Annotated in this window: 23 protein-coding genes; 8 read left to right on the top strand and 15 right to left on the bottom strand. The window is 71.7% G+C overall.

The genetic code is table 11. The features are described from left to right. Positions 1-31: 31 nt before the first annotated feature. The 5 genes from DFP88_RS07795 to DFP88_RS07775 form a co-directional block, all read right to left on the bottom strand. Positions 32-1216, bottom strand: coding sequence for an NAD(P)/FAD-dependent oxidoreductase (locus DFP88_RS07795; protein ID WP_110813871.1), 1185 nt, complete (start codon positions 1214-1216; stop codon positions 32-34). Continuing rightward, positions 1209-1901, bottom strand: coding sequence for a methyltransferase domain-containing protein (locus tag DFP88_RS07790; protein WP_110813870.1), 693 nt, complete (start codon positions 1899-1901; stop codon positions 1209-1211). Before DFP88_RS07790 ends, DFP88_RS07795 begins: the two co-directional genes overlap by 8 nt. After that, positions 1901-2974: a type III polyketide synthase gene (locus tag DFP88_RS07785; RefSeq protein WP_110813869.1), complete on the bottom strand. Its 1074-nt coding sequence runs from the start codon at positions 2972-2974 to the stop codon at positions 1901-1903. Before DFP88_RS07785 ends, DFP88_RS07790 begins: the two co-directional genes overlap by 1 nt. 114 nt (positions 2975-3088) lie before the next feature. Then, the gene (gene dacB, locus DFP88_RS07780) at positions 3089-4726 is read right to left on the bottom strand and encodes a D-alanyl-D-alanine carboxypeptidase/D-alanyl-D-alanine endopeptidase (protein ID WP_245904733.1); all 1638 of its coding nucleotides are present in this window, start codon (positions 4724-4726) and stop codon (positions 3089-3091) included. Positions 4727-4763: 37 nt separating this feature from the next. Next, the gene (locus tag DFP88_RS07775) at positions 4764-5423 is read right to left on the bottom strand and encodes a nicotinate-nucleotide adenylyltransferase (protein ID WP_110813867.1); all 660 of its coding nucleotides are present in this window, start codon (positions 5421-5423) and stop codon (positions 4764-4766) included. Between the two features lie 401 nt (positions 5424-5824). Between DFP88_RS07775 and DFP88_RS07770 the strand changes: the two genes are divergently transcribed. Continuing rightward, positions 5825-6034: a cold-shock protein gene (locus DFP88_RS07770; protein ID WP_110813866.1), complete on the top strand. Its 210-nt coding sequence runs from the start codon at positions 5825-5827 to the stop codon at positions 6032-6034. Positions 6035-6083: 49 nt separating this feature from the next. Here DFP88_RS07770 and DFP88_RS07765 read toward each other — a convergent pair whose 3' ends face one another. Next, a complete protein-coding gene (locus tag DFP88_RS07765; protein ID WP_425450825.1) occupies positions 6084-6764 on the bottom strand; it encodes an arylesterase in 681 nt (226 codons plus the stop codon). A gap of 13 nt (positions 6765-6777) precedes the next feature. On the opposite strand from DFP88_RS07765, the gene DFP88_RS07760 reads away from it, so the two are divergent. The 3 genes from DFP88_RS07760 (at position 6778) to DFP88_RS07750 (ending at position 10866) form a co-directional block, all read left to right on the top strand. Continuing rightward, positions 6778-7476, top strand: a complete 699-nt coding sequence (locus tag DFP88_RS07760; protein ID WP_110813865.1) for an ABC transporter ATP-binding protein — start codon at positions 6778-6780, stop codon at positions 7474-7476. Continuing rightward, positions 7473-9983, top strand: a complete 2511-nt coding sequence (locus DFP88_RS07755; RefSeq protein ID WP_110813864.1) for an ABC transporter permease — start codon at positions 7473-7475, stop codon at positions 9981-9983. Before DFP88_RS07760 ends, DFP88_RS07755 begins: the two co-directional genes overlap by 4 nt. A 175-nt stretch (positions 9984-10158) precedes the next feature. After that, positions 10159-10866, top strand: a complete 708-nt coding sequence (locus tag DFP88_RS07750; RefSeq protein ID WP_110813863.1) for a L,D-transpeptidase — start codon at positions 10159-10161, stop codon at positions 10864-10866. Here DFP88_RS07750 and DFP88_RS07745 read toward each other — a convergent pair. The 3 genes from DFP88_RS07745 to DFP88_RS07735 form a co-directional block, all read right to left on the bottom strand. Beyond that, positions 10863-12086 (bottom strand): urate hydroxylase PuuD, encoded by a 1224-nt coding sequence (locus DFP88_RS07745; protein WP_110813862.1) that lies wholly within the window; start codon positions 12084-12086, stop codon positions 10863-10865. The two genes, DFP88_RS07750 and DFP88_RS07745, sit on opposite strands and share 4 nt — an antisense overlap. Next, positions 12086-12436 (bottom strand): hydroxyisourate hydrolase, encoded by a 351-nt coding sequence (gene uraH / locus DFP88_RS07740; RefSeq protein ID WP_110813861.1) that lies wholly within the window; start codon positions 12434-12436, stop codon positions 12086-12088. The genes DFP88_RS07745 and uraH overlap by 1 nt, the downstream gene beginning before the upstream one ends. A gap of 61 nt (positions 12437-12497) precedes the next feature. Beyond that, on the bottom strand, positions 12498-13607 hold the full coding sequence (locus DFP88_RS07735) for an N-acetylglucosamine-6-phosphate deacetylase (protein WP_110813860.1): 1110 nt from the start codon (positions 13605-13607) through the stop codon (positions 12498-12500). A gap of 153 nt (positions 13608-13760) precedes the next feature. Here DFP88_RS07735 and DFP88_RS07730 point away from each other — a divergent pair, with 153 nt between their 5' ends. The 4 genes from DFP88_RS07730 (at position 13761) to DFP88_RS07710 (ending at position 17932) form a co-directional block, all read left to right on the top strand. Then, a complete protein-coding gene (locus DFP88_RS07730) occupies positions 13761-14366 on the top strand; it encodes a CDP-alcohol phosphatidyltransferase family protein (RefSeq protein ID WP_110813859.1) in 606 nt (201 codons plus the stop codon). Beyond that, a complete protein-coding gene (locus DFP88_RS17020) occupies positions 14363-15187 on the top strand; it encodes an NAD-dependent epimerase/dehydratase family protein (protein WP_181418590.1) in 825 nt (274 codons plus the stop codon). Before DFP88_RS07730 ends, DFP88_RS17020 begins: the two co-directional genes overlap by 4 nt. Then, a complete protein-coding gene (locus DFP88_RS07715; protein WP_110813857.1) occupies positions 15184-15846 on the top strand; it encodes a sugar transferase in 663 nt (220 codons plus the stop codon). The genes DFP88_RS17020 and DFP88_RS07715 overlap by 4 nt, the downstream gene beginning before the upstream one ends. Positions 15847-16066: 220 nt before the next feature. Further along, on the top strand, positions 16067-17932 hold the full coding sequence (locus tag DFP88_RS07710) for a polysaccharide biosynthesis protein (protein ID WP_245904732.1): 1866 nt from the start codon (positions 16067-16069) through the stop codon (positions 17930-17932). A gap of 221 nt (positions 17933-18153) precedes the next feature. On the opposite strand, the gene DFP88_RS07705 is transcribed toward DFP88_RS07710, so the two are convergent. From DFP88_RS07705 to coaBC, 6 genes are all read right to left on the bottom strand, one after another. Then, positions 18154-18498, bottom strand: a complete 345-nt coding sequence (locus DFP88_RS07705; RefSeq protein WP_181418589.1) for a hypothetical protein — start codon at positions 18496-18498, stop codon at positions 18154-18156. A gap of 118 nt (positions 18499-18616) precedes the next feature. Next, a complete protein-coding gene (locus DFP88_RS07700) occupies positions 18617-19408 on the bottom strand; it encodes an amino acid ABC transporter permease (protein ID WP_110813856.1) in 792 nt (263 codons plus the stop codon). 7 nt (positions 19409-19415) lie between these two features. Beyond that, the gene (locus DFP88_RS07695) at positions 19416-20213 is read right to left on the bottom strand and encodes a transporter substrate-binding domain-containing protein (RefSeq protein ID WP_110813855.1); all 798 of its coding nucleotides are present in this window, start codon (positions 20211-20213) and stop codon (positions 19416-19418) included. A 69-nt stretch (positions 20214-20282) separates the two neighbouring features. Beyond that, positions 20283-21353, bottom strand: coding sequence for a HesA/MoeB/ThiF family protein (locus DFP88_RS07690; protein WP_110813854.1), 1071 nt, complete (start codon positions 21351-21353; stop codon positions 20283-20285). Continuing rightward, positions 21350-21820 (bottom strand): dUTP diphosphatase, encoded by a 471-nt coding sequence (gene dut / locus DFP88_RS07685; protein ID WP_110813853.1) that lies wholly within the window; start codon positions 21818-21820, stop codon positions 21350-21352. The genes DFP88_RS07690 and dut overlap by 4 nt, the downstream gene beginning before the upstream one ends. Further along, positions 21817-23016 carry a bifunctional phosphopantothenoylcysteine decarboxylase/phosphopantothenate--cysteine ligase CoaBC gene (coaBC, locus tag DFP88_RS07680; protein ID WP_110813852.1) on the bottom strand — a complete coding sequence of 400 codons (1200 nt, stop codon included), beginning with the start codon at positions 23014-23016 and terminating at the stop codon, positions 21817-21819. The genes dut and coaBC overlap by 4 nt, the downstream gene beginning before the upstream one ends. Positions 23017-23038 lie beyond the last annotated feature (22 nt).

Genomic DNA, 23038 nt, shown 5'->3' with positions numbered 1-23038 from the left:
AGCGCCCCCTGCGCGGCGCGCCCCGCGCCGCCTAGAAAGACTCTCCCGCGACCCGCCCCGATCGCGGGGGCCGGATCGCCCGCGTCTTGCCGCTCAGCCGCGCGCCCTGCGTCAGCACCCAAGGCGCCCGCGCCACCACGCCCGCCAGCGGCGCGCTGATCGAGGGGTGCATCGTCAAGGCAGAAAACAGCGCCGCCGCACGGATGCGCCCCGCGAACTGCCGCCGCCAGGCCCGCTCATAGGCCGCGCCCGCCGCCGCCAGCGCCGCCGGATCCTCCAGCGCCGCCCCCTCCAGCGCGCGCGCGAGCATCCAGCCCGATTGCACGGCCATGGCGATGCCCTCGGCCACGACGGGATGCGCCTCCCCGGCAAGGTTGCCGACGCGGAAAATGCCCTCCTCGAACCCCGGGCGCAGGCCCGGGCGGATCGGTCCGGCGGCCAGCCAGGGCCCGATCCGCTGCGCGCCCTCCAGCACCTCGGCGACGCCGCGGCATTCGGCGATCAGGTGCCGTTCAAGCGTCTCTCCCGCGGCCTCGCCGGGCCGGCGCACCTCTGCCAGCACGTCCCGCCTGATGCAGCAGGAGACCGACATCCGCCCCGCATCGGCCCAGACCATTCCGCCGAAGCCGCCGCGAAAGGCGAGCAGCGGCATCAGGTCGGGCGCCAGCCGCGCCGCGTGGAAATGCGCCTTGAACCCCATCAGGTCGCCCGGCGCGTGCTGCTTGGGCAGGTGGCTGGGCAGGCCGCCCCGCTCCCAGCTGCCATGGGCGGCGACGATCAGCGGGGCGCGCAGCGCGGCACCCGAGGCGGTCGTGACCACGCCCATCGTGCCCTCCCGCGCGATGCGCTCCGCCCGCTCGGGCTGCAGGACCTGAACCCCCAGCGCCCGGGCGCGGTCCAGAAGCATCTCGTCCAGCACGTCGCGGCCCAGCGCACGGCCATAGCCCTGCCCGCCCGGCATCGGCGCCTCGACGGTGCGGCGCCCGGCAAAAAGGGCCAGCCGCCGCACCTCCGGCCCAGCCTGCGCGGCCCAATCCGCGCCAATGCCCAGATCCGCGAGGACCGGCAGGCTGGTGGCCGACAGGAACTCGCCGCAGACCTTGCGGCGCGGGAAGGCCGCCTTCTCGATCAGCACCACCTCCCGGCCCTGTGCTGCAAGCGCGATGGCCGCCGCGCCGCCCGAAGGGCCGCCGCCGATGACGATGGCGTCAGCCATGCAGCCCCCTTCCGGCGAAGCCTTGGGTAAAGGCGCCGCGCCGCCCCTCGGCCAGCGGCGTGCCGGGCCAGAGGTCCGACATCTCCTGCCCGCGAAAGCCGGCCTCGACGCTGACACGGGCATCGTGGCGGGTGACGCCATTGGCCCCGATCAGGCCCAGCAGCGCGCTGGGCCAGAGGGCGAGGCGGCTGCGCAGCGGCTCGGTCGCGACGAAAAGATCACTGGCGCCGGCCACAGCATGCAGCAGCCGGGTCAGCTCCGGCCCCTCGAAATGATGCAGGAAGAGGTTGGTAACGATCAGGTCGTGCCGCCCGCCCGCGTCCAGGTAGTCGAAGACATCCGCCGCCACGACGTCTACCTGCCAGCCCAGCGCGGCCAAGGGGTCCAGCGCCGCCGAGGTCACCACCGGCTGCCGGTCGGTAAGGACAAGCGTCCCGCCCTCGGGCGCGCGGCCCAGCCGGCGCAGCAGCCGCAGCGCCCCGGTACCGTCGCCGCAGCCGAGGTCGGCGATGCGGCGCGGCGGCGTGGCGGCATGGGCGCGCACGAGGTCCGCCCCGATTTTCCCTTGCGCCATCAGCGCGTTGATCCGCCGCAGGTCCCGGCGCGAGGCCCGCGCGGCCGGATCGGAGGGCGGCAGATCGTCCAGCCTCTCGGGTGTCAGCCTGCGGGCGGCGAGGCTGGCCATCAGGCGGCCATGTGGAAGGTCATGGTCTCGGCCGTCAGCCCCGGCCCGAAGGCCATGCCGCAGCCGGCCTCCCCTGCGCGACCGTCCCGAAGCATCGCTGCAAGCACGAACATCACCGTGGCAGAGGACATGTTGCCATTCTCGCGCAGCACCCGGCGCGAGGGGTCCAGCGCCGTCTTCGGCAGGTCCAGCACCCGCTCCACCGCGTCCAGCACCGACCGCCCGCCCGGATGCACCGCCCAGAGCGCGATCTGATCGGGCTCGCGCCCGCCGAGAAAGGCCTCCCGGTTCTCACCCAGCACCTGCCGCACCGCGCCCGGCACCTGCCCCGACAGCACCATGTCGAAGCCGTCGTCGCGCACGGACCATGTCATCAACTCGCGCCCCGCGCGGGCCAGCAACGCGTGGAAGCCGTCCAGCGCGATGCCCTGCGGCTCTGCCGTCACCAGCGCGGCGGAGGCGCCGTCACCCCAGATGCTGAAGGTCAGCAGTTGCTCGAGGTCGCGGGTTTCCTTCAGATGCAGCGTGCAAAGCTCGCAGTTCACGACGAGGACGCGGGCCTTGGGCTCGGACCGGACGACGTGATGGGCGTATTTCAGCGCGTTGATCGCGGCATAGCACCCCATGAAGCCGATCAGCGTCCGCTCGACCGAGGGGTTCAGCCCGGCGCGATGCACGATCTCCAGATCGAGGCCCGGCGCCGCCATGCCGGTGCAGCTGGCGACGACGAGGTGGGTGATCCCCGCAGCCCCGGCGCCAAGGTCCAGCGCCTCGATGGCCCGCATCGCCAGATCGCCGGCATGTCGCTCATAGAAATCCATCCGTGCGCTGGTCGCGGGAAAGGCGCCGCGCGGGAAGAAGCCGTCCACATCCACTGTGGGTCCCTCGGGGTCGGGGCTGGGGTGGATGCAGGAATAGCGCCGCTCGATGCCCGAGCGGGCGGCCATCTTCAGGTAGGTCGCCTGCTCGCGCGGGGTGGCACGCAGATTGGCCGCGGCGAAGGCCAGGAAATAGTCGTGCACCTGGTGATCGGGCACGGCTGTGGCGATGCGGTTGATATGGGCTTGGACCAACGGACGTCTCCTTGGGGCATCCGAGGGCCGGCGTGCCAAGGGACAAATGCAAACGATTTTCGCGGGGCAAACGTTCCCCCACTACCCGTCCACGCCGCCCTTAGAGGCCCGCCGTCAGTCGCCGCCGCGCAGGTCGCTGTCGTCCTCCAGCAACGCGGCGGGCGGGTCGGCCGGCAGATCGACGAGGCTCGCGCCCTGCGCCGCATCCTCGATCTCGGCGGCGCGCTGCGAGAAGGCGAAGCCCCAGCGCTGGAGCAGCCGCTGCTGCATCCACTTGGCCCGCCCGTTCCAGCCGCGCGCGCCCTCGGGGATCTCGTCCCCCGCCTCGTAGGCTGCCTGCCGCCGCTCGGGATCGCCGCTGAAGATGGCAAAGGCCAGGTCGACGCCGTCGCGTGTCCGCTCGTAGCCCGCCAGCGCGCTGACGAAGTTCAGCGTGCCGGTCTTGGCCTGCACGATGCCCGGCGGGGTGGCCAGCGCCTCTCCCTGCCCGTCGATCAGCGTGATGTACTTCAGAAGCGGGCGCAGGTCGCGCTTGGCCCGATCCGTCGCAAGGATCGTGACCATCTGCGCCGCGCTGATGCGCGAGGCCTGGCCAAGGCCCGAATGATCGACGAAGCGCGCCTCGGCCCCGAAGACCTCTCGCAGCCAGTCGTTCATCATCCCGGCCGAGGCCGCCTGCCCCTGCGGCACCCCGGCGCGCGCGGCGCTGGCGGCAAGGCCGATGCATTCCGCCGTGAGGTTGGTGGAATAGAGCAGCATCTCCTCGAGCATCGGGGCAAGCGGCTGGGACATATGCTCGGCCAGCGTGGCGCCCTCGGGCGCGGTGTCCTGCACCTGCGGCTCGGGCAGGTCGAGGCCCTGCGCCAGCGCCAGTACCCGCAGCACCTCGCCCGCGTAGAGCGCGGGGTTGCGCACCGGCAGCCAGCGCGATCCGCCGGTGCCCAGCGCGCCGGAGGCCACGGTCCATGTATCGACCCCCTCGACGTCCCGGTAGGTATAGACCGGGGTGCTGCGGTCGGCGACGGTCATCCGGCTGCTGCGCACCTCGGGGCGGTACTGGCTGGCGCGGGCGTCCATCGTCACGCGCCAATCGCCGCCCTGCCGCGCCCATTCGAAATGCACGCGGTTGAAATTGAGGTTCAGCCCCGAGACGGCGGGGTTGTAGCCAAGGTGCGGCAGCTGCTGGGGATCGATCTCGCGCCGGCCCTCGATCGCGCCGCCCCAGACGCGGAAGGCGCCCTGCACCTGCGCCACGCCCGCATCGCGCAGCGCCTGCGCCATCGCGCCCAGATCGTCCGTCGTCAGCGTCGGATCGCCGCCGCCCGAAAGCACGAGATCCCCTTCGAGCACGCCGCCATTGATCGGACCGGTGCCGATCAGCCGGGTGGCGAAGCGGTGATCCGCGCCCAGCGCGTCGATGGCGTAAAGCGTCGTCAGCGCCTTGGTCACGCTGGCGGGCGGCAGGCGCAGGGTATCGGCATGGGCGTCGAGGATGCGGCCCGTGTTGCTGTCGGCCACGGCGACCGAGGTCGCGCCCGACAGCCGCGCCTCCTCGATGATGCCGGCCAGCGACAGCCGCGCCTGCGGGCGCAGATCCGTGACGACAGGGCCGGTGGAAATCGCGGGCGCCGCGCCGCTGCGCGCCATGGGGCGCAGGCTGCGCAGCGGGCCCTCGGCCAGGGCCGCGCCGGCGATGCTGCCGATGCCCCCCGCCAGTAACGCCCGCCGGGTGATCCTGCTGCCTGCCGCCACTCTGCCTGCCCTTTCGGTCTTGGTCTTGCGGCGCAGGTTAGTCAGCCGCATCACCGGCGGCAACGGCCAGTGGCTTCACGGCCTCGGGACCGCGGCTGCGAGCGATGGCCTCGCGCGCGCGAATCTCGGTCGAGGAGGCGGGGTTCAGCGGCAGGTTCAGATAGGCCCAGGCCGGCGGCGCGGCGCGGACCAGACGCTCTGCCGCATGGGCGGGCAGGCGCGCGCCGCGATAGACCCGCGCCGCCCGGCTGAGCCTGGCCGAGAGCCGCGTGCCCGGCCGGGCGAAGACGCAGGCCGGCACCGTATCCATGATCTGCCGCCAGTCCTGCCAGCGGTGCAGCTGCACGAGGTTGTCCGAGCCCATCATCCAGACGAAATCGACGCCGGGATACAGCTGCTGCAGCCGCCGCAGCGTCTGCGCGGTGTAGCGCGTGCCGATCCGCGCCTCGATATCCGTGACGGCGACCCGCGGGTGGCGCATGACCGCGCGCGCCGCGGCGATGCGCTCCTCCATGGGCGCCGGCCCCCGCGGCTTGAGCGGGTTGCCCGGGCTGACCAGCCACCAGACCCGGTCCAGCCGCAGGCGCTGCAGCGCCGCGAGCGTGATCTGCACGTGCCCCTCGTGCGCCGGATCGAAGGATCCGCCCAGCAGCCCCACCGACTGCCCCGCACGCGCCACGGGAAACCCCCTGCGCATGGCTCAACCCCGCCGGCGGGCTGCGCAAGCGCCCCGCGTCAGGGTCACGTTTTCGTCATGCAAACCGCGCGAGGTCCGGGCCAGGCGGTCGCGGCAAGGCGCGCCGCCGGGTCTGCGGGCATGAAGAATGCGGGATCTGCCTGTCATCACGAGCCTCTTTTGCGCAGGCCACCCTGCACCAGCGCGCCGGCGCCGGCCAGTCCCGGCGTGCGACTGCAGCGATGCACGCGGGCCGCGAATCGTCTTGAGTCGTTTTCGGGGCTATCCTAGCCTTTCCGGGCGTCGATCATCCTGACGGTCCCGTAAAAGACGGCAAACGACTGAAGATCAGCACTGACCGAGCCACGCCGCTGCATGGTGCGAGCGGAAATGACCCCCACAGACCGAAGAGACAGACCGACATGACCACCGGCACCGTCAAATGGTTCAACACCACGAAGGGCTACGGCTTCATCGCCCCCGAGGGCGGCAAGAAAGACGTGTTCGTCCATATCTCCGCCGTCGAACGCTCTGGCCTGACCGGCCTGCGCGACAACCAGAAGGTGGAGTTCGAGATCCAGGCAGGCCGCGACGGCCGCGAATCCGCCGTGGACCTCAAGCCGCTGGACTGAGCCCGCTCCGGCAGGCGCCGCGCGAGCCGCGGCGCCTGCTTGGCCCCGGTCAGAGGCCCTCGCGCGCCTCGTCCACCAGCGCTTCCACCGAGGGACCGATGGCCTCGACGATCAGGGTGACGCCCTCGGCATTGGGGTGGATTCCGTCGTCCTGCATGTAGCGCTGCCGCGCATCGTCCAGATCGCCGCCCGCCGTCAGCGGCGCGAAGAACGAGGGGTAGTAGAGCACCTCGTACTCCTGCGCGAGATCGGCATAGACCGCGTTGAAGCGCGCCTGATACTCCGCGCCGTAGTTCGCCGTCGCCTCGATCCCGACCAGCAGCACAGGCAGATCCCGCTCGGCCGCACCGCCAAGGATGGCCGAGAGGTTCGCACGCACCTCCGCCGGATCAAGGCCCCGCAGGAAGTCGTTGCCGCCCAGATTGACCATCAGCGCATCGACATCCTCGGTCAGCGTCCAGTCCAGCCGCGCAAGGCCGCCCGCCGTGGTGTCGCCCGAGACGCCGGCGTTCACGAGGTCCGCATCGGCGCCGCGCGCATCGAGCCAGTCCTGCAGCACCGGCACGAAGCCCGCGTCCTGCGGCAGGCCGTATCCCGCCGTCAGGCTGTCGCCCAGCGCCGCCACCGTCACCTGCTGCGCCGACGCCGCGAGCGGCGCCCCGAGCAGCAGCGCCAGACCGGCCAGCTTGCTGCGCAGGGCGGGCGCCCCATATCCCGGAAGGCGCGCCAGAAGGACACTGCCGATGACAGACAGCCCCCCCGCGACCGCCCGCCAAGAGACCGCGCTCCGACTGGATGAGGTCGCATTGTCGCTGGACGGCAATGCCGGGCCGGTGGACATCCTGCATGCCGTCACCCTCGAGGTGCCGGTGGGGCAGACGCTGGGGCTGGTGGGGCCGAGCGGATCGGGCAAATCGTCTCTCCTCATGCTCATGGGCGGGCTCGAACGCGCGAGTGCCGGCCAGATCACGGCGCTGGGCCACGATCTGACGGCGCTGGACGAGGACGCGCTGGCCCGCTTCCGCCGGGACAATATGGGGGTGGTCTTCCAGTCCTTCCACCTGATCCCGACACTCACCGCGCTTGAAAACGTCGCGACCCCGCTTGAACTGGCCGGGGTGGCGGATGCGGGCACCCGCGCCCGGGCCGAGCTCGAGGCCGTGGGCCTTGCGCATCGCGGCGGGCATTATCCCGGCCAGCTCTCTGGCGGAGAGCAGCAGCGCGTCGCTTTGGCCCGCGCCGCCGCGCCGAGGCCGAAGATCCTGCTCGCCGATGAGCCGACGGGGAACCTCGACGCCGCCTCGGGCGCGGCGATCATGGACCTGCTCTTCGGGCTGCGCGACCGGCACGGCTCGACCCTGGTCATGGTCACCCATGCCGAGGATCTGGCCGCCCGCTGCGACCGCACCGTGCGCCTGCGCGACGGGCGGATCGAGGCGTGAGCCCCGCCTTCACCTTCGCCCGGCGAGAGCTGCGCGGAGGCCTCGCCGGCTTTCGCATCTTCATCGCCTGCCTCGCCCTCGGGGTGGCGGCGATCTGCGCCGTCGGCATGGTGCGCAGCGCCATCGAGGCCGGGCTCGACCGCGAAGCCGGCGCGATCCTCGGCGGCGATGCGCAGGTCTCGCTGACCTACCGCACCGCCCGCGAGGAGGAGCTGGACTGGATGCGCTCCGTCTCCGAGCGGGTCTCGGAAACCGTGGACTTCCGGTCGCTGGCCGTCGCCGGTGATGCCGGCGCCGACCGGGCGCTGACGCAGATACGGGCGGTGGACGCGCTCTACCCCCTCGTCGGGCAGGTCACGCTGGAGCCGGCGATGCTGCTGGCAGAGGCCTTTGCCGGCACAGGCGATCTGCCCGGCCTTGTGATGGAACGCGCGCTGAGCGACCGGCTGGCGCTGGCGCCGGGCGATACCGTCCGGCTGGGCACGCAGGACTTCGTCCTGTCGGCGGTGCTGGCACGCTACCCCGACAACAGCGCGGGCGGCTTCGCCCTCGGCCCGCGGACGCTGGTGCTGCGGGACGACCTCGCTGCATCGGGTCTGCTGGAGGAGGGCACGCTCTTCGATGCCGATTACCGGCTGGACCTGCCCGAGGGCGCGGATCTGCAGGCGCTGGAAGACGAGGCCGAGAGCCGCTTTACCGGCATCCGCTGGCGCGACATCCGCAATGGCGCCGGCGGGATGGAGCGCTTCGTGGACCGCCTTGGCGCCTTTCTCGTGCTGATCGGCCTCTCCGGGCTGGCGGTGGGAGGCGTCGGCATCTCTTCGGCGGTGCGCAGCTATCTTGCGGGGAAGACCGCGACCATTGCCACGCTGCGCACGCTGGGCGCGACGCGCGGCGTGATCTTCGGCACCTATTTCCTGCAGATCGGCGCGATCACCCTGCTGGGCCTCGCGCTGGGGCTGGTCCTTGGCGCCGGGATCCCGCTGGCGCTGGGGCCTGTGATCGATGCCGCGCTGCCGATCCCGGCGGAATTCGCGCTCTACCCCCGTCCGCTGATCGAGGCGGCGCTCTACGGGCTGCTGGTCGCGCTGATCTTCACGCTCTGGCCGCTGGCGCGGGTCGAGCAGATCCGGGCCGCGACCCTGTTGCGCGGGATGGGCGGCGCGGGCGGCGCCCTGCCCCGCGCGCGCTACCTGCTGGCCACGGCGCTGCTGCTGGCGCTGCTGATCGCGCTGGCGATCTGGTTCTCGGGGACATGGCGGCTGACGGTCTGGACCGCGGGCGGCATCGCTGGCGCGCTGGCCGTGCTGGCGCTGGCAGCGCAGGTCATGCGCTGGCTCGCGCGGCTGGCCCGGCCCCTGGCGAAGGGGCGCCCGGCGCTGCGGCTGGCCTTGGCGGCGATCACCGCGCGCGGCGGCGAGACGACGAGCGTGGTGCTGTCGCTGGGCCTGGGCCTGTCGGTGCTGGCGGCGGTGGGGCAGATCGACGGCACCCTGCGCCGCGCGATCACGCAGGAGGTGCCCGCGATCGCGCCCTCCTACTTCTTCGTCGATATCCAGCCGGACCAGATCGAGGGGTTTCGAGCCCGGCTTGCCGATGATCCCGCGGTGACCTCGGTCGATGCCGCCCCGATGCTGCGCGGGGTCGTGACGCAGATCAATGGCCAGCCGGCGCAGGAGGTGACCGACAGCTGGGTGGTGCAGGGCGACCGCGGCCTGACCTATTCCGCCGCCCCGCCCGAGGGGACGACGCTGACGGCGGGGACATGGTGGCCCGAGGACTACGACGGCCCGCCGCTCGTCAGCTTCTCCGCCGAAGAGGCGGGCGAGATCGGCCTTTCGCTGGGCGATACGGTGACCATCGACATCCTGGGCCGCCCGATCACAGCCGAGATCGCCAGCTTCCGCGAGGTGAACTTCGAGACCATGGGCATCGGCTTCGTCATGGCGATGAACCCCGCCGCGCTGGCGGGAGCGCCGCATAGCTGGATCGCCACGGTCTATGCCGAGCAAGAGGCCGAGGGGCGGATCCTGCGCGATCTGGCCGAGGCCTACCCCAACATCACAGCGATCCGCATCCGCGACGCCATCGAGACGGTGTCCCGCGTGGTCGAGGGCATCGCGGGCGCCGCCCGCTACGGCGCGCTGGCGACGCTGCTGACCGGGGCGCTGGTGCTGATCGGCGCCGCCTCTTCGGGGGTACGGGCGCGCAGGCAGGAGGCGGCTGTGCTCAAGACACTCGGCGCATCGCGCGGGCGTATCCTGTGCAGCTTCGCCCTGCGGGCGGGCCTTCTGGGCGCGGCGGCGGGCCTCGTCGCGCTGGGAGCCGGGATCCTCGGCGGCTGGGCCGTGGCGCGTTTCGTGCTGGAGACGGAGTTCACGGTGATCTGGCCCAATGCGCTGGTGGTCGTGCTTGGCGGGGCGCTGGCGAGCCTGCTGGCGGGGCTGGGCTTTGCGCTGGGGCCGCTGGCGGCGCGGCCGGCGCGGGTGCTGCGGGCGCAGGACTAGGGCGGCGGCGCGGGCGGCTGGACCGTGGCGGCCGTGCAGGCCGCAGGCGCCGGGGGTTTTGCACCCCCGGACCCCCGCAGGATATTTGCAAAGAGAAGACGGGGGCGCGCGCTTGTGATCGGGCGCGGGCCTCATCCGGCTGGTGTTTCGCGCGTTCCTGCGAAAGAAGGGGGGCATGCTGACCAGACGCACCTTCCTTGCCGCAGCGCCCGCCGGGGCCCTGGCGGCCTGCGCCCGCCCGGCGCCCGAGCCCGCGCCGCTGCCCGAGCTGCCGCCGGCCCCGCCGCCGCCCCCGCCGATGCCGGCCCGCTACGGCGCCGTTCTCGACGAGCCCTATCCCGTGCCCGCCGTCCCCGCCGGCGTCGTGCCCGAGGAGCTTTGGCGGCAGGAGGTCGACAACCCCTTCCCCAACGAAGCGCCGGGCACCGTCATCGTCGATCCCGATGCCGGCTTCCTGCACCTCGTGCAGGACAACCCTTCCCGCGCCTGGCGCTATGGCGCCGGTGTCGGGGCCGCCGGCTTCGACTGGGACGGCGAGGCGGTGGTGCAATACGGCCGCGAATGGCCGACCTGGCGCGTGCCGCAGGAGATGATCGAGCGGCGCCCCGAGCTCGAGCCCTATTCCGTCGCCAATGGCGGCATGCCGCCGGGGCCCGAGAACCCGCTGGGCGCGCGGGCGCTGTACCTGTTCAAGAACGGCGAGGACACGCTCTACCGCATCCACGGCGCCTGCGAGCCCGAGTACCTGGGCAAGGCCGTCAGTTCCGGCTGCATCCGCCTGCTCGACCAGGACGCGATCGATATCTACGACCGCGTGCCGCACCACGCCAAGGTCATCGTCCTGCCCTCGCTCAAGCCCGAGGGGCTGGGCGCGGTCTACTAGTTCGCGGCGCGGTACCAGGCGGCGATGGCCGCCCGCTCTGCCGGCTCCATCAGGCTGGCATTGGCGGGCGGCATGGCATGGGTGACGCCGGCCTGCAGGTAGACCTGCCGCGCCTGCGTGGCGATCTGGGCCTCTGTCTCGAGCTCGACGCCGCGGGGCGGCCAGTAGAGGCCGGGCCAGGTCGGCTCGGCCGCGTGGCACATCGCGCAGCGCCCCTGCACGATCTGCGCGACATGCGAGAACCCCTCGGCGCTGGCGAGACGCTGCGCCTGGGGGTTCAGATCGGCGGCGGCCTCTTCCTCGTAGAAGAAGGCCTGAGGGGTCGAGAGCCAGACGATCACCAGGAAGATGATGACGGTCGCGCCCCAGGTCCAGTGCGGGTTGCCCTTGCGTGCATGGTGGGTGTTGAACCAGTGCCGGATCGTCACCCCCATGAGGAACACCAGGCTTCCGATCGCCCAGGTGTTCTGCCCCGCGAAGGCCAGCGGGTAGTGGTTCGACAGCATCAGGAAGATGACCGGCAGCGTCAGGTAATTGTTGTGGGTGCTGCGCTGCTTGGCGATCTTGCCGTAGATCGCGTCCGGCTTTCGCCCCGCCTTGAGGTCGGCGACCACGATCTTCTGGTTCGGGATGATCACCATGAAGACGTTGGCCGACATGATCGTCGCGGTGAAGGCACCAAGGTGCAGCAGCGCCGCCCGGCCCGAGAAGACGCTGGTGTAGAACAGGCTCATGCCCACCAGCACGCCGAAGAGCGCCAGCATCAGCAGCGTCTGGTCGGCATTCACGAACCACTTGCACAGCTGGTTGTAGGCCAGCCAGCCGAAGGCGAGGCTGGCCAGCGAGATCGCGATCCCCTGCCACAGCGCGAGGTCGGCGACCGCCGGGTCGATCAGGAACAGCCGCCCGCCGATGTAGTAGACGAGGATCAGCATCGCAAAGCCCGAGAGCCAGGTCGCGTAGCTTTCCCATTTGAACCAGGTCAGATCGCCCGGCATCCGCTCGGGCGCGATCAGGTATTTCTGGATGTGGTAGAAGCCGCCGCCATGGACCTGCCATTCCTCTCCGTCCGCGCCGGAAGCGAGGTCGCGGTCGCGGTGCAGCCCGAGATCCAGCGCGATGAAGTAGAAGGAGGAGCCGATCCAGGCGATCGCGACGATCACATGGGTCCAGCGGACCGCGAATTCGAGCCAGGCGTAGAGGATCGTCAGGTCGTGCATCAGCTGCCCCGGTAGGTGGTGTAGCCATAGGGCGAGAGGAGCAGCGGCACGTGGTAATGCTGCGCCTCGGTCATCGCGAAGCGGATCGGCACCTCGTCGAGAAAGGCGGGGCCGCTATCCAGCCCCTCAGCCGCCAGCCAATGACCCACGTGAAACACCAGCTCGAACCGCCCCGTCGCGAAATCGGCCTTCGGCAGGATCGGTGTGTCTGTGCGGCCATCGGCATTGGTCGTCACATCGGCCAGGGGCCGCGGGGCGCCGTCCAGGGCGAAAAGCTCGATCCGCAGGCCGGCGGCGGGCTGGCCGCGCGCGGTGTCGAGGACATGGGTTGTCAGGTAGCCGTCGCTCATGCTGCGCCTCGTGCCGGTTGCCATTGGGCAGACTGCGACGGGCTGGCGGCGCGGGCAAGGGTCACAGCGGGCCGTCCAGCGTGGCGGTCACCTGCATGTCGCCGTCCAGCACCAGCACGTCGCGCGCCGCCCGCCCCTCGATCCGGGCCAGATCGGGCAGGCCCATCGCCTCGGCCGGGACGGTGACGGCCATGCGCAGCGCCTCTTCCGGCGAAAGGCCCAGCACGCGCACCAGCCGCGCGACGCTGTCTGCCATGGTCACATGCGCCCCGGCGAGCGAGCCCTCGGCATTGACGAGGCGGCCCTCCGACAGGTGCAGCTCCTGCCCGTAAAGCGTGAAGTGATCCGGTCCGCCCACCGTCGGCATCGCGTCGGAGACGAGGAACATGCGGTCCGGCAGAGGCCGCGCGCGGATCGCGAGGGCCACCATCTCGTCCAGCACGTGGTGACCGTCGGCGATGATGCCGGCATAGGCCTTCGAGGTGATCGCCGCGCCGACGACGCCGGGCGCGCGGTGGGTCATCTGGCTCATGGCGTTGAAGAGATGGGTGAAGCCCACCGCCCCTTCGGCCAAGGCCGCGCGCGCCTCTTCGGCCGTGGCGTCGCTATGGCCGATGAAGACCTTGGCGCCCGTGGCGGCGAGGCGGGCGATCTGCCCTTCGCGCACCGCCTCGGGGGCGAGGGTGATGAGGACGGGCACACCGGCGGCGCGGGTCTTCTCGACCACGGCCAGCGTCGCCTCGTCCAGCGGGCGGATGTGCTGCGGCGCATGGGTGCCCTTGCGGGCCAGCGCGATATGCGGGCCCTCGATATGCAGGCCGATCAGCCCCTCGCGGCCCTTGGCGGCAATGGCAGCCTCGGCGGCTGCCTCCATGACCTCTGGCGCGTCGGTGATGACGGTGGGCAGGATCGCCACGGTGCCGAAGCGGCGATGGGCGGCGGCGATGGCCTCCATCCCCTCGGCGCTGGGATCGCGGTTCAGAAGGACGCCGCCGCCGCCGTTGACCTGAAGATCGACGTAGCCGGGCGTGACGAGACCGGCGAGGGGCCGCGCCCCCTCGGGCGCCGGGGCCACCTCGGCGACGCGGCCATCCTCGAGCCGCAGGGCGAGCCCGGTATGCAGGCGCTGGCCATCGAAAAGGCCCTCGGGGGCGATCCAGTCTGCGGTCATCGGCGGGGTCCTTTCTGGCTGCCGCAAAGGGATGCCCCCGCCGCCGCGCCGATGCAAGACGGCCACTCACCGTTGCGTCAGCCGGCGCGGGCGCCGTTGCCGCGGCGCGCGCGGCAGGCCAGATTGGCCCGCACGCCCCGCGAAAGGTCCCCGATGCTCGACGCCCAAGCCCGCCGCCTGATCGACCCGCCGCTGAACCGGATGGGCCGGGCGCTGGCGCGGGCCGGGGCCACGGCCGACGGGGTGACGCTGGCCGGCCTCGTGCTGGGGCTGCTGGCCGCGCTTCTGGTGGCCCTCGGCGCGGCGCAGTGGGCGCTGCTGCCGCTGGCGGCCTCGCGCCTTGCCGACGGCCTCGACGGGGCGGTGGCGCGGGCGACGCGGCGCAGCGACTACGGCGGATACCTCGATATCGCCTGCGATTTCGCCTTCTACGGCGCGCTGCCGCTGGCCTTCGTGCTGGCCGATCCGGCGACGAACGGCGCGGCGGGGGCCTTCATCCTCGCCTCCTTCTACTTCAACGGCACGACCTTCCTCGGCTACGCCATCCTCGCCGAGCGGCGGGGGATCGAGACCGCGGCGCAGGGGATCAAGTCGCTCTACTTCTCGAACGGGCTGTTGGAGGGGACCGAGACCATCGCCTTCTTCGTGCTCATCTGCCTCTGGCCCGGGGGCTTCGCGCCCTGCGCCTGGGTCTTCGGGGCCTTGTGCTACCTCAGCGGGGCGTTGCGGCTGATCGGCGCGCGGCGGGTGTTCCGGTGAGCGGGCCGCTGATCCTCGGCGCCGGGGGCCGGCTTGGCCGGGCGCTGCGGCAACTGGCGGATAGCGGCGCCTGGGAGGGGGGCGCGGAGGCTCTGTGGCACGGGCGGCAGGGCGATTACGCCTGGGACATGCTGGCCGAGGAGGCGCCCGCCGATCCGCGGCTGGCCCGCTGCCGCGGCGTGATCGTTCTGGCCGGGCGCACCTCGGGCGATCCGCAGGTGCTGGCGCAGAACGCCGCCCTCGCCCGCGCCGCCCTGACCCTCGCGCGGCGCGAGGGGCTGGGGCCGGTGCTGCTGCTCTCGACCGCCGCGGTCTACGGCGGCGGCGAGAGGGCCTGGAGCGAGGACGACGTGCCCGCCCCCTCCGCCGCCTATGGAGAATCGAAGCTGGAGATGGAGCGCGCGGTCGCCGACGCGCCGGGGGCCTGCTGCCTGCGGCTGGCCAATGTCGCGGGGAGCGACGCGCTCTTCGGGGCCATGGCCTCGGGGCCGGTCGTGCTGGACCGCTTCGCGGACGGCACCGCGCCGCAGCGGGCCTATATCGGGCCGCTGACGCTGGCGCAGACACTGACGCGGCTGATCGCGGCACCCGCGCTGCCGCGGGTGCTGAACCTCGCCGCGCCGGGCACGGCGGCAATGGACGCGGTGCTACGCGAGGCGGGGGCGGACTGGTCCTGGCGCCCCGCGCCCGAGACGGCGCTGCGCGCGATGCGGCTGGACACCGGCCTGCTGCAGGGGCTGCTCGCCCCCCCCTTGCCCGAGATTTCGGCCAAGGCGCTGGTGACCGAGGCGCGCGCCGCCGGCTGGAGCCGCGCGGCATGACCGCCTCGAAACGCGCCCTCGACCTTGGCCTGTCGCTGCTGCTGGCAGCTGTCCTCGCGCCGCTTCTGCTGGTGCTGATCGCCCTGCTCTGGGCCACCGAGGGGCGGCCGATCTTCTACATCGCCGAGCGGATGAAGACGCCGCAGCAGCCCTTCGCGCTGGTCAAGCTGCGCACCATGCGCCCCTCCCCCCCGGGGACGGAGGCCGGCGTGACGGGCGGCGACAAGTCCGCCCGCATGTCGCGCCTGCACCGCCTGCTGCGCGCCAGCCGCGCCGACGAGATCCCGCAGCTGTGGAACGTGATCCGCGGCGACATGAGCCTTGTCGGCCCGCGCCCGCCGCTGCGCCTCTATGTCGAGGCCTTCCCCGAGACCTATGCAAGGGTGCTGCGCAGCCGTCCCGGCGTGACCGGCCTCGCCTCGCTGCGCTTTCACGCGCATGAGGAACGCCTGCTCGCCGCCTGCCGCAGCCCCGAGGAGACCGACGCGGTTTACCGGCGCCGCTGCGTGCCGCGCAAGGCGACGCTCGACCTGATCTATGCCAGCCGGCGCAGCCTATGCTTCGACCTCGCGTTGATCGGCGAGACCGCGCGCCGGCCGCTGCAGGGCCTGTTCCGGCGCGGGAGGCGGGGCGAGACCGATCACGAAACGACCCCGTAGCAGGCCCGTTTCGGCGAATTGTGGCCAAGAGGTCACTGGCAGACCGGTTTGGGTTTGGGACAGTTCCCTTATTTCGATAAAGGAATAGTGTCAGCCAGCGTCATCACGACGTCACCGGAACGTTTCAGCCTTGCCCGATAGCGCCCAGTCGCCCTCCCGAAACCGCTTTTCCCGCCTGACGGGGTTCACCCGCCTGCCGCGGCGCGCGAAGCAGGGAATCGTGCTGGCGGTCGACGTGATACTGGTGCCGGCGGCGCTGATCTTCGCCCTCGCGCTGCAGCACAACGGCATGCCGCCGATGCGCAACCTGCTGACGCATTGGCAGTCGATCCCGCTGCTGATGACGATCTCGGGCCTGCTGATCATCACGATGGACATCCACAAGGTCCAGCTGAAGGCCTACGACGGCCGCTCCATGCTGCTGACCGGGCTGCATGCCGTGCTGCTGGGCCTTGCGACCGCGGCCCTCGACGGGCTGGCGGGCTACGGCACGCCCTTTGCCACCTTCGTCAGCTTCACGATGGTCTATTTCCTGATGGTCGCCGGCTGCCGGCACCTGATGCTGCAGATGCTGCTCTCGATCTACCGCGCCGGGCAGCCGCAGAAGCGGGTGCTGATCTACGGCGCCGGGCGGACCGGCCAGCAGCTGGTCGCGGCCCTGCGGACGGAGCCGACCGTGTCGCCGGTGGCCTTCATCGACGATGCCAAGCAGCTGCAGGGCACCATCGTCCACGGGCTGCACGTCTATGCCCCCGTCGCGCTGCAATCGCTGGTGCGCGACCGCTCGGTCGACCGGGTGCTGCTGGCCATGCCCTCGGTCTCGCGCCCGAAGCTGGCACAGCTGTCGCGCCGGCTCGAGGACATGGGCCTCGACGTGCAGACGCTGCCCTCCTTCGCGCAGCTGGCCGGCAACGGCGCGCGGCTGGTCGAGCAGCTGACGCCGGTCCTGCCCGGCCGCTTCCTTGGCCGCGCGCCGCTCGACGACGAATTGCGCGGCGGCTCCGAGAGCTATGCCGGCAAGTCGATCCTCGTCTCCGGTGCCGGCGGCTCCATCGGCTCTGAACTCTGCCGCCAGCTGCTAAGCTGCCGCCCCCGCCGCATCGTCCTGCTGGAGCTGTCGGAATTCGCGCTCTACCAGCTCGAGAGCGAGGTCAGGACGCTGGCCGCCGGCATGGGCGTCGAGATCGTGCCCGTCCTTGGCTCGGTGGTTTCGGCGCCGCTGGTGCGCCAGACCCTGGCCGAGTACGAGGTCGACGTCGTCCTGCACGCCGCCGCCTACAAGCACGTGCCGCTGGTCGAGGCGAACCCCCTCAGCGGCTTTGCCAACAACGTGCTGGGCACGCAGGTCCTCGCCACCGCCGCCGTCGAGGCGGGCGTCGCCCGCTTCACCCTGATCTCGACGGACAAGGCGGTGCGGCCGCGCAACATGATGGGCGCCTCCAAGCGGCTGGCCGAACTCGTGATGCAGGACATGGCCAGCCGCAGCAATCCGGCGCGCGGCGACACCATCTTCTCCATGGTCCGCTTCGGCAACGTGCTCGACAGCTCGGGCTCGGTGCTGCCGCTGTTCCGCGAGCAAATCGCCAAGGGCGGCCCGATCACGCTGACCCACAAGGAAGTCACGCGCTACTTCATGACCATCCCCGAGGCGGCGCGGCTGGTGCTGGTCGCCGGCAGCTTTGCCAGCGGCGGCGAGGTCTTCGTGCTGGACATGGGAGAGCCGGTCTCGATCCACTCCCTCGCCTGCCAGATGATCGAGGCCGCCGGTTACAGCCTGCGCGACGAGAAGAACCCCGCGGGCGACATCGAGATCCGGCTGACCGGCCTGCGCGCCGGCGAGAAGCTGCACGAGGAACTGCTGCTGGGCGCCGGGCAGACCACCACGGCCCACCCCAAGATCATGCTGGCCCGCGAGACCGGGCTGAGCGAGATCGAGGTCGCCGCCAGCCTCAAGGCCCTGCGCAGCGCCGTGGCCGAGCATGACACGCTGGCCCTGCGCGCGATCATCGCCCGCTACATCGAGGGCGGCGACGCCTTCGCCAAGCCGCAGCAGAAAGCCTCCGGAGAGCCGCGCCCCGCCCTGTGACGGGCGCGCGCGTCTTACCCGACGTTAGCGGAAATTCCTGCCGTCCGCCCGAAACTCCGCCCCTGGCCGCTGCGTGACTGTCCCCGGTTGTATCGTCGCTATTGGGCTGCCGGACACGGCGGCGCGGGCTGGCGGTCCCCGTGTGGTTTAACGAGTGTCGGCCCCGGCCCGTGAAAACGGGCGGGGCCGGTTCGGGCCCGTAAGCTCGGGCCCTCTAGGTCTCAGAGCGTCTCCGGCACCGGATCAAGCTGCGAGGACAGCTCCACCGCGGGCTGCTCGGAGGGTTCGGCAGCGCCGCAGATGGGCGTGCCGGCGCTGTCGCGGATCTGGTAGCCCGAGGGCGGGTCGGTTTCCTCGATCGAGAACAGCCAGCAACCGTCCGTGTTCTGGAACACGACCGAGCGCGGCGTCCCCTCGGGCAGCGCCGCGACGACGGCGGCGGGCAGCGGCGGCGGACCCTCGGGCTCGGCGGGCTGAGCCCCCGGCATGGTCGTCATCATCTCGTCGCAGCCGGCAAGCAGCGGCAGGGCGGCAAGGCAAAGAACTTGGGTCAATCTGAACGACATGAGGGGCTCCGGGTATTGTCATCTCTCGGGCTCTGCATGCGGCACCTTGGCGGGCGGGGTCAATCGACTACGTCCCCCGCGCGCCGATGGGCCTGAAAACCGCGGTCCGGGCGCAGCCTCAGCGCCCCGCCCGCAGCCGCCGCTCGACCCCGCGCAGCGCCAGCGACAGGCCCAGCGTCATCGTCAGGTAGATCAGCGCGACGACGTTGTAGGTCTCGAAGTAGCGGAAATTTCCGGCGGCGGTAACCTTGCCCAGCTGCGTGATGTCCGTCACCCCCAGCACCGAGACGAGCGAGCTGTCCTTGACCATGGCGACGAAGTCGTTGCCCATCGGCGGCAGGATCACCCGCATCGCCTGCGGCAGGACGATCAGGCGGAAGCGTTGCGAGGGGCTCAGCCCCAGCGCCTCGGCCGCCTCGACCTGGCCCTCCTCGACCGAGAGGAGCCCCGCCCGGAACACCTCCGCGAGGAAGCTGGCATAGGCGAGGCACAGCGCCAGCACCGCCCGCCACAGGAGCGGGAAGTCGCGAGTGCGCCAGTCCGGCAGGGACAGCGCCTCTGGCAGCGCGTTCCAGCCGGCGACCATGGCGGGGGCCAAGACGAAGGTCACGTAAAGCAGCAGCACAAGGATCGGGATGCCGCGCATCACCTCAACGTAAAGCCGGCAGAGCTGCCGCAGGACGCGGAACCGCGACAGCTGCCCCAGCGCCAGCAGCATCCCCAGCAGCGCCGCGCCCAGAAAGGCGACCACCGTGACGAGCACGGTGATGCCGATGCCGCGCGAGAGGGTGCTCAGCACGCTGGCATAGACCTCGCGCGTGGAGACCTGCCAGAACAGCCAGGCCAGCGTCAGCCCCACGACGACCAGCCACCAGGGAAAGTCCCGGCGGCCGGGATCGCGAGACCGCATGGTGCCCCTATTCGCCCATCTTGTAGTCGAGGAACCAGGTCCGGTTCAGCGCGTCCAGCGTGCCGTCCTCCCGCATCGCGGCGATGGCGGCGTCGATCGGCGCCACGAGGTCCGAGCCTTGCGGGAAGATGAAACCGAAGTCCTCGGTGCCCAGGGGCTCTCCCACCAGCTTGAGCGCGCCGTCCGAGGCATCGACGTAGCCCTGACCCGCCGTGGCATCGGTCAGCACCATGTCCACGTCGCCGGTCCGCAGCGCCTGCACCTGCGCGCCGAAGGTCTCGAGCAGGGTGATGCGCGGATTGGCCTCGTCCCCGTCGAGGACGTCGTAGACGCCGACGTAGAAGGGCGTTGTGCCGGGCTGCGCGCCCATCTGCAGGTCGGCGTCCCCGGCAAAGCTCTCGGCATCGTCAAAGCGGTCCTCGTCCCCGCGCACCAGCATGACCATCTGGCTGGTCATGTACGGGGCCGAGAAATCGACCACCTCGGCGCGGTCCTCGCGGATGGTAATACCGGTCATGCCCAGATCGTACTGCCCCTGCGAGACCGCCGGGATCATCGCGTCCCAGCTGGTGGTGGCGTAGTTCACGGTCAGGTTCAGACGCTCGGCAATCTCCTCCATGGCGTCGTATTCCCAGCCGATGGCCTCGCCGCTGCCCGGTTCGACGAATTGCAGCGGCGGATAGGCGTTCTCGACCGCGACGGTGATCTCCTGCCCCTCGAGGTCAGGCAGATCCTGCGCGAGTGCCGGCGCGGCGGCGATGGCGGCGGCAAGCGTCGTGGCGGCAATGAAGGCGGTGCGTGTCATCTGGCGTCCCCTGATGCTGTCGGCCCGAGCATGGCCAAGCTTTCGCCTTCGGGCAAGGTGGCGGCGGCGTCAGGCGGGCTGCGCGCCCGCGCCGCAGACCGGGCAATCCGCGCGGCGGGCGATGCCAATCACCCGCGTCTCGGCCCAGAGCGCATCGTGGATCGCCAGCCGCCCGGCCAGCGTCTGCCCCGCCCCCGTCAGGTGCTTGATCGCCTCTGCGGCCATCATCGCGCCGATCACCCCCGGCAGCGGCCCCAGCACACCCGCCTCGGCGCAGCTGGGGACCAGCGCGGGATCGGGCACATCCTCGAAGATGCAGGCATAGCAGGGCGCGCCAGCGGCAGGATGGTAGAGCGAGATCTGCCCCTCCCACTGCGTCAGCGCGGCGGCGATCAGCGGCTTGCCCAATTGCACCGCGGTGCGGTTGACGAGGTGCCGCGTGGCGAAGTTGTCCGAGCCGTCGAGGATCAGGTCGTAATCCTCGAAAAGCGCCTCGGCGATCTCCTCGGTCAGGCTGCGGTGATAGGGGCGCAGGGCGACGGCGGGGTTCTGCGCCACCAGCCGGTCATACGCGGCCTGCACCTTGGGGCGGCCAATGTCGGCCTCGTTGAACAGCACCTGCCGCCCGAGGTTCGAGCGGTCGACGGTATCGCCGTCGATCAGCCCCAGCGTGCCCACCCCGCTGGCGGCAAGGTAGAGCGAGGCCGGCGCGCCGAGGCCCCCGGCGCCCACGATCAGCACCCGCGCCTCGCGCAACCGGCGCTGCCCCGGCCCGCCGATCTCGCGCAGGACGATGTGGCGGGCCTGCCGCTCGAGCTCCGCCTCTGTCATCCGGCCCGGGGGCGCGGCTTCGGCCCCCCTTTCGCCGGACGCGGGTTCGGCAGTGCGGCTGCGGCGGCGGACCGCCGCCAGCCCCCGCCCGTAGGCCCAGAACAGCGCGACAAAGCCAAGGATCAGCAGCCAGAGCGCCGGTTCCGACCCCGTCGCCTCGCGCAGCGGGTGGCCCCGCGGCAGTGTCACCTGCACGAGGATCACCGCCGCCAGCAGAACGCCGATCATCGACCAGCGGGCGCGGCGCGGCGCGCCGGTGGCGGCGCCGATGCCCCACATGACCGCCGCCATGACGGCGACGAGGATCATGCCGCCCCGGTGGAGCCGAAGCCGCCGCCGCCGCGCGTGGTCTCGTCCAGCGCCTCGGCCAGTTCGAAGCGGGCGCGCAGCACCGGCGCCAGCACCATCTGCGCGATCCGCATCCCGTGCTCGACGGTGAAGGGCGCCTCGCCGGCGTTCATCACGATCACCCCCAGCGGTCCGCGATAATCGCTGTCGATGGTGCCGGGGGAATTGGGCAGCGTGATCCCGTGCTTGAGCGCGAGGCCCGAGCGCGGGCGCAGCTGCACCTCGTAGCCCTCGGGGATGGCAAGGCGCAGGCCCGTCGGCACCAGCGCCCGCGCGCCCGGCGCGAGGAGCATGCCCGTGCCGCGCTGCGCCTCGGGCAGGTTGGCGCGCAGGTCGGCGCCGGCGGCACCGGCGGTCTGGTACTCGGGCAGCGGCACCTCGGGGTCGGCCCCCTCGTCGCGCAGCAGCTTCAGCAAAATCTCGGTCATGCGGGTCCTTCGGTCAAAGCCTCGGCGATGCGGGCGGCCAGACGTTCGGCCACCGCCTCCTTCGACAGGCGCGGCCAGCCCTCGTCGCCCTGGGCAGTTACCAGCGTCACGGTGTTCTCCGTGCCGCCCATCACGCCCGAGGCGGGCGAGACATCGTTCGCGACGATCCAGTCCGCCTTCTTGCGCGTCAGCTTGGCCCGCGCATGGGCCAGCACATCGTCGGTCTCGGCGGCAAAGCCGACGACAAGGCGCGGGCGCCCCTCGGCCAGGCCCGCCACGTCGGCAAGAATGTCGGGGTTCTGCGCCAGCGCCAGCGAAGGCGCCTCGGCGCCCTTCTTGATCTTGCGGTCCCCTGCCCCCGTCACATGCCAGTCGGCGACGGCGGCGGCGAAGACGGCAGCCTCCACCGGCAGCGCGCCCCTGACAGCGGCCAGCATCTGCGCCGCCGTCTCGACCCGGATCGCCTGCACGCCCGGGGGCGGCGGCACCTCGGCCGGGCCGGTCACGAAGGTGACCTCGGCGCCCAGCGCCACCAGCGCGGCGGCGATGGCCGTGCCCTGCCGCCCGGAGGAGCGGTTGGCGATGTAGCGCACCGGGTCGATCGGCTCATGCGTCGGGCCGGAGGTCACGAGGATGCGCCGCCCGGCGAGGGGCCGCACGGCAGGCCGCAGGACCGCGTCGATGGCCTCGAGGATCGCCGCAGGCTCTGCCATGCGGCCGGGGCCGTATTCGCCGCAGGCCATGGCCCCCTCGTCGGGGCCGACGGAATGAATGCCGTCGCCGCGCAGCAGCGCGAGGTTGCGCTGCGTCGCCGGGTGCTGCCACATCCGCACGTTCATCGCCGGCGCGATCAGCACCGGCGTGTCCGTCGCCAGCAGCACGGTCGAGGCAAGATCGTCCGCCGCCCCGCCCGCCATCTTGGCCATGAGATCGGCCGTCGCTGGGGCCACGACGATCAGGTCGGCGGCGCGAGAGAGCTGGATGTGCCCCATCTCGGCCTCGTCCGTCAGGCTCCACAGATCGTCGTAGACCTTGGTCTCGCAAAGCGCCGAGAGGGACAGCGGCGTCACGAATTCCGCCCCCGCCCGGGTCAGGACGGGGGTCACGCGGTCGCCCCGGCGGCGCAGAAGGCGCACCAACTCGAGGCTCTTGTAGGCGGCGATCCCGCCGCCGACGATCAGGAGGATATGGGCCACGCGCGCTCCGCTACCGACAGCG

The sequence above is a fragment of the Pseudoroseicyclus aestuarii genome, assembly GCF_003217255.1.
GTDB classification, from domain to species: domain Bacteria; phylum Pseudomonadota; class Alphaproteobacteria; order Rhodobacterales; family Rhodobacteraceae; genus Pseudoroseicyclus; species Pseudoroseicyclus aestuarii.
This window is presented reverse-complemented; position numbering and strand designations above follow the sequence as displayed.

What these genes read in the sequence shown, in the direction of transcription:
- DFP88_RS07795 (WP_110813871.1), bottom strand. Translation starts at nt 1,216, where the DNA reads ATGGCTGACGCCATCGTCATCGGCGGCGGCCCTTCGGGCGGCGCGGCG.
- DFP88_RS07790 (WP_110813870.1), bottom strand. Translation starts at nt 1,901, where the DNA reads ATGGCCAGCCTCGCCGCCCGCAGGCTGACACCCGAGAGGCTGGACGAT.
- DFP88_RS07775 (WP_110813867.1), bottom strand. Translation starts at nt 5,423, where the DNA reads ATGCGCAGGGGGTTTCCCGTGGCGCGTGCGGGGCAGTCGGTGGGGCTG.
- DFP88_RS07770 (WP_110813866.1), top strand. Translation starts at nt 5,825, where the DNA reads ATGACCACCGGCACCGTCAAATGGTTCAACACCACGAAGGGCTACGGC.
- DFP88_RS07760 (WP_110813865.1), top strand. Translation starts at nt 6,778, where the DNA reads ATGACAGACAGCCCCCCCGCGACCGCCCGCCAAGAGACCGCGCTCCGA.
- DFP88_RS07750 (WP_110813863.1), top strand. Translation starts at nt 10,159, where the DNA reads ATGCTGACCAGACGCACCTTCCTTGCCGCAGCGCCCGCCGGGGCCCTG.
- DFP88_RS07745 (WP_110813862.1), bottom strand. Translation starts at nt 12,086, where the DNA reads ATGCACGACCTGACGATCCTCTACGCCTGGCTCGAATTCGCGGTCCGC.
- uraH (WP_110813861.1), bottom strand. Translation starts at nt 12,436, where the DNA reads ATGAGCGACGGCTACCTGACAACCCATGTCCTCGACACCGCGCGCGGC.
- DFP88_RS07735 (WP_110813860.1), bottom strand. Translation starts at nt 13,607, where the DNA reads ATGACCGCAGACTGGATCGCCCCCGAGGGCCTTTTCGATGGCCAGCGC.
- DFP88_RS07730 (WP_110813859.1), top strand. Translation starts at nt 13,761, where the DNA reads ATGCTCGACGCCCAAGCCCGCCGCCTGATCGACCCGCCGCTGAACCGG.
- DFP88_RS07715 (WP_110813857.1), top strand. Translation starts at nt 15,184, where the DNA reads ATGACCGCCTCGAAACGCGCCCTCGACCTTGGCCTGTCGCTGCTGCTG.
- DFP88_RS07705 (WP_181418589.1), bottom strand. Translation starts at nt 18,498, where the DNA reads ATGTCGTTCAGATTGACCCAAGTTCTTTGCCTTGCCGCCCTGCCGCTG.
- DFP88_RS07700 (WP_110813856.1), bottom strand. Translation starts at nt 19,408, where the DNA reads ATGCGGTCTCGCGATCCCGGCCGCCGGGACTTTCCCTGGTGGCTGGTC.
- DFP88_RS07695 (WP_110813855.1), bottom strand. Translation starts at nt 20,213, where the DNA reads ATGACACGCACCGCCTTCATTGCCGCCACGACGCTTGCCGCCGCCATC.
- DFP88_RS07690 (WP_110813854.1), bottom strand. Translation starts at nt 21,353, where the DNA reads ATGATCCTCGTCGCCGTCATGGCGGCGGTCATGTGGGGCATCGGCGCC.
- dut (WP_110813853.1), bottom strand. Translation starts at nt 21,820, where the DNA reads ATGACCGAGATTTTGCTGAAGCTGCTGCGCGACGAGGGGGCCGACCCC.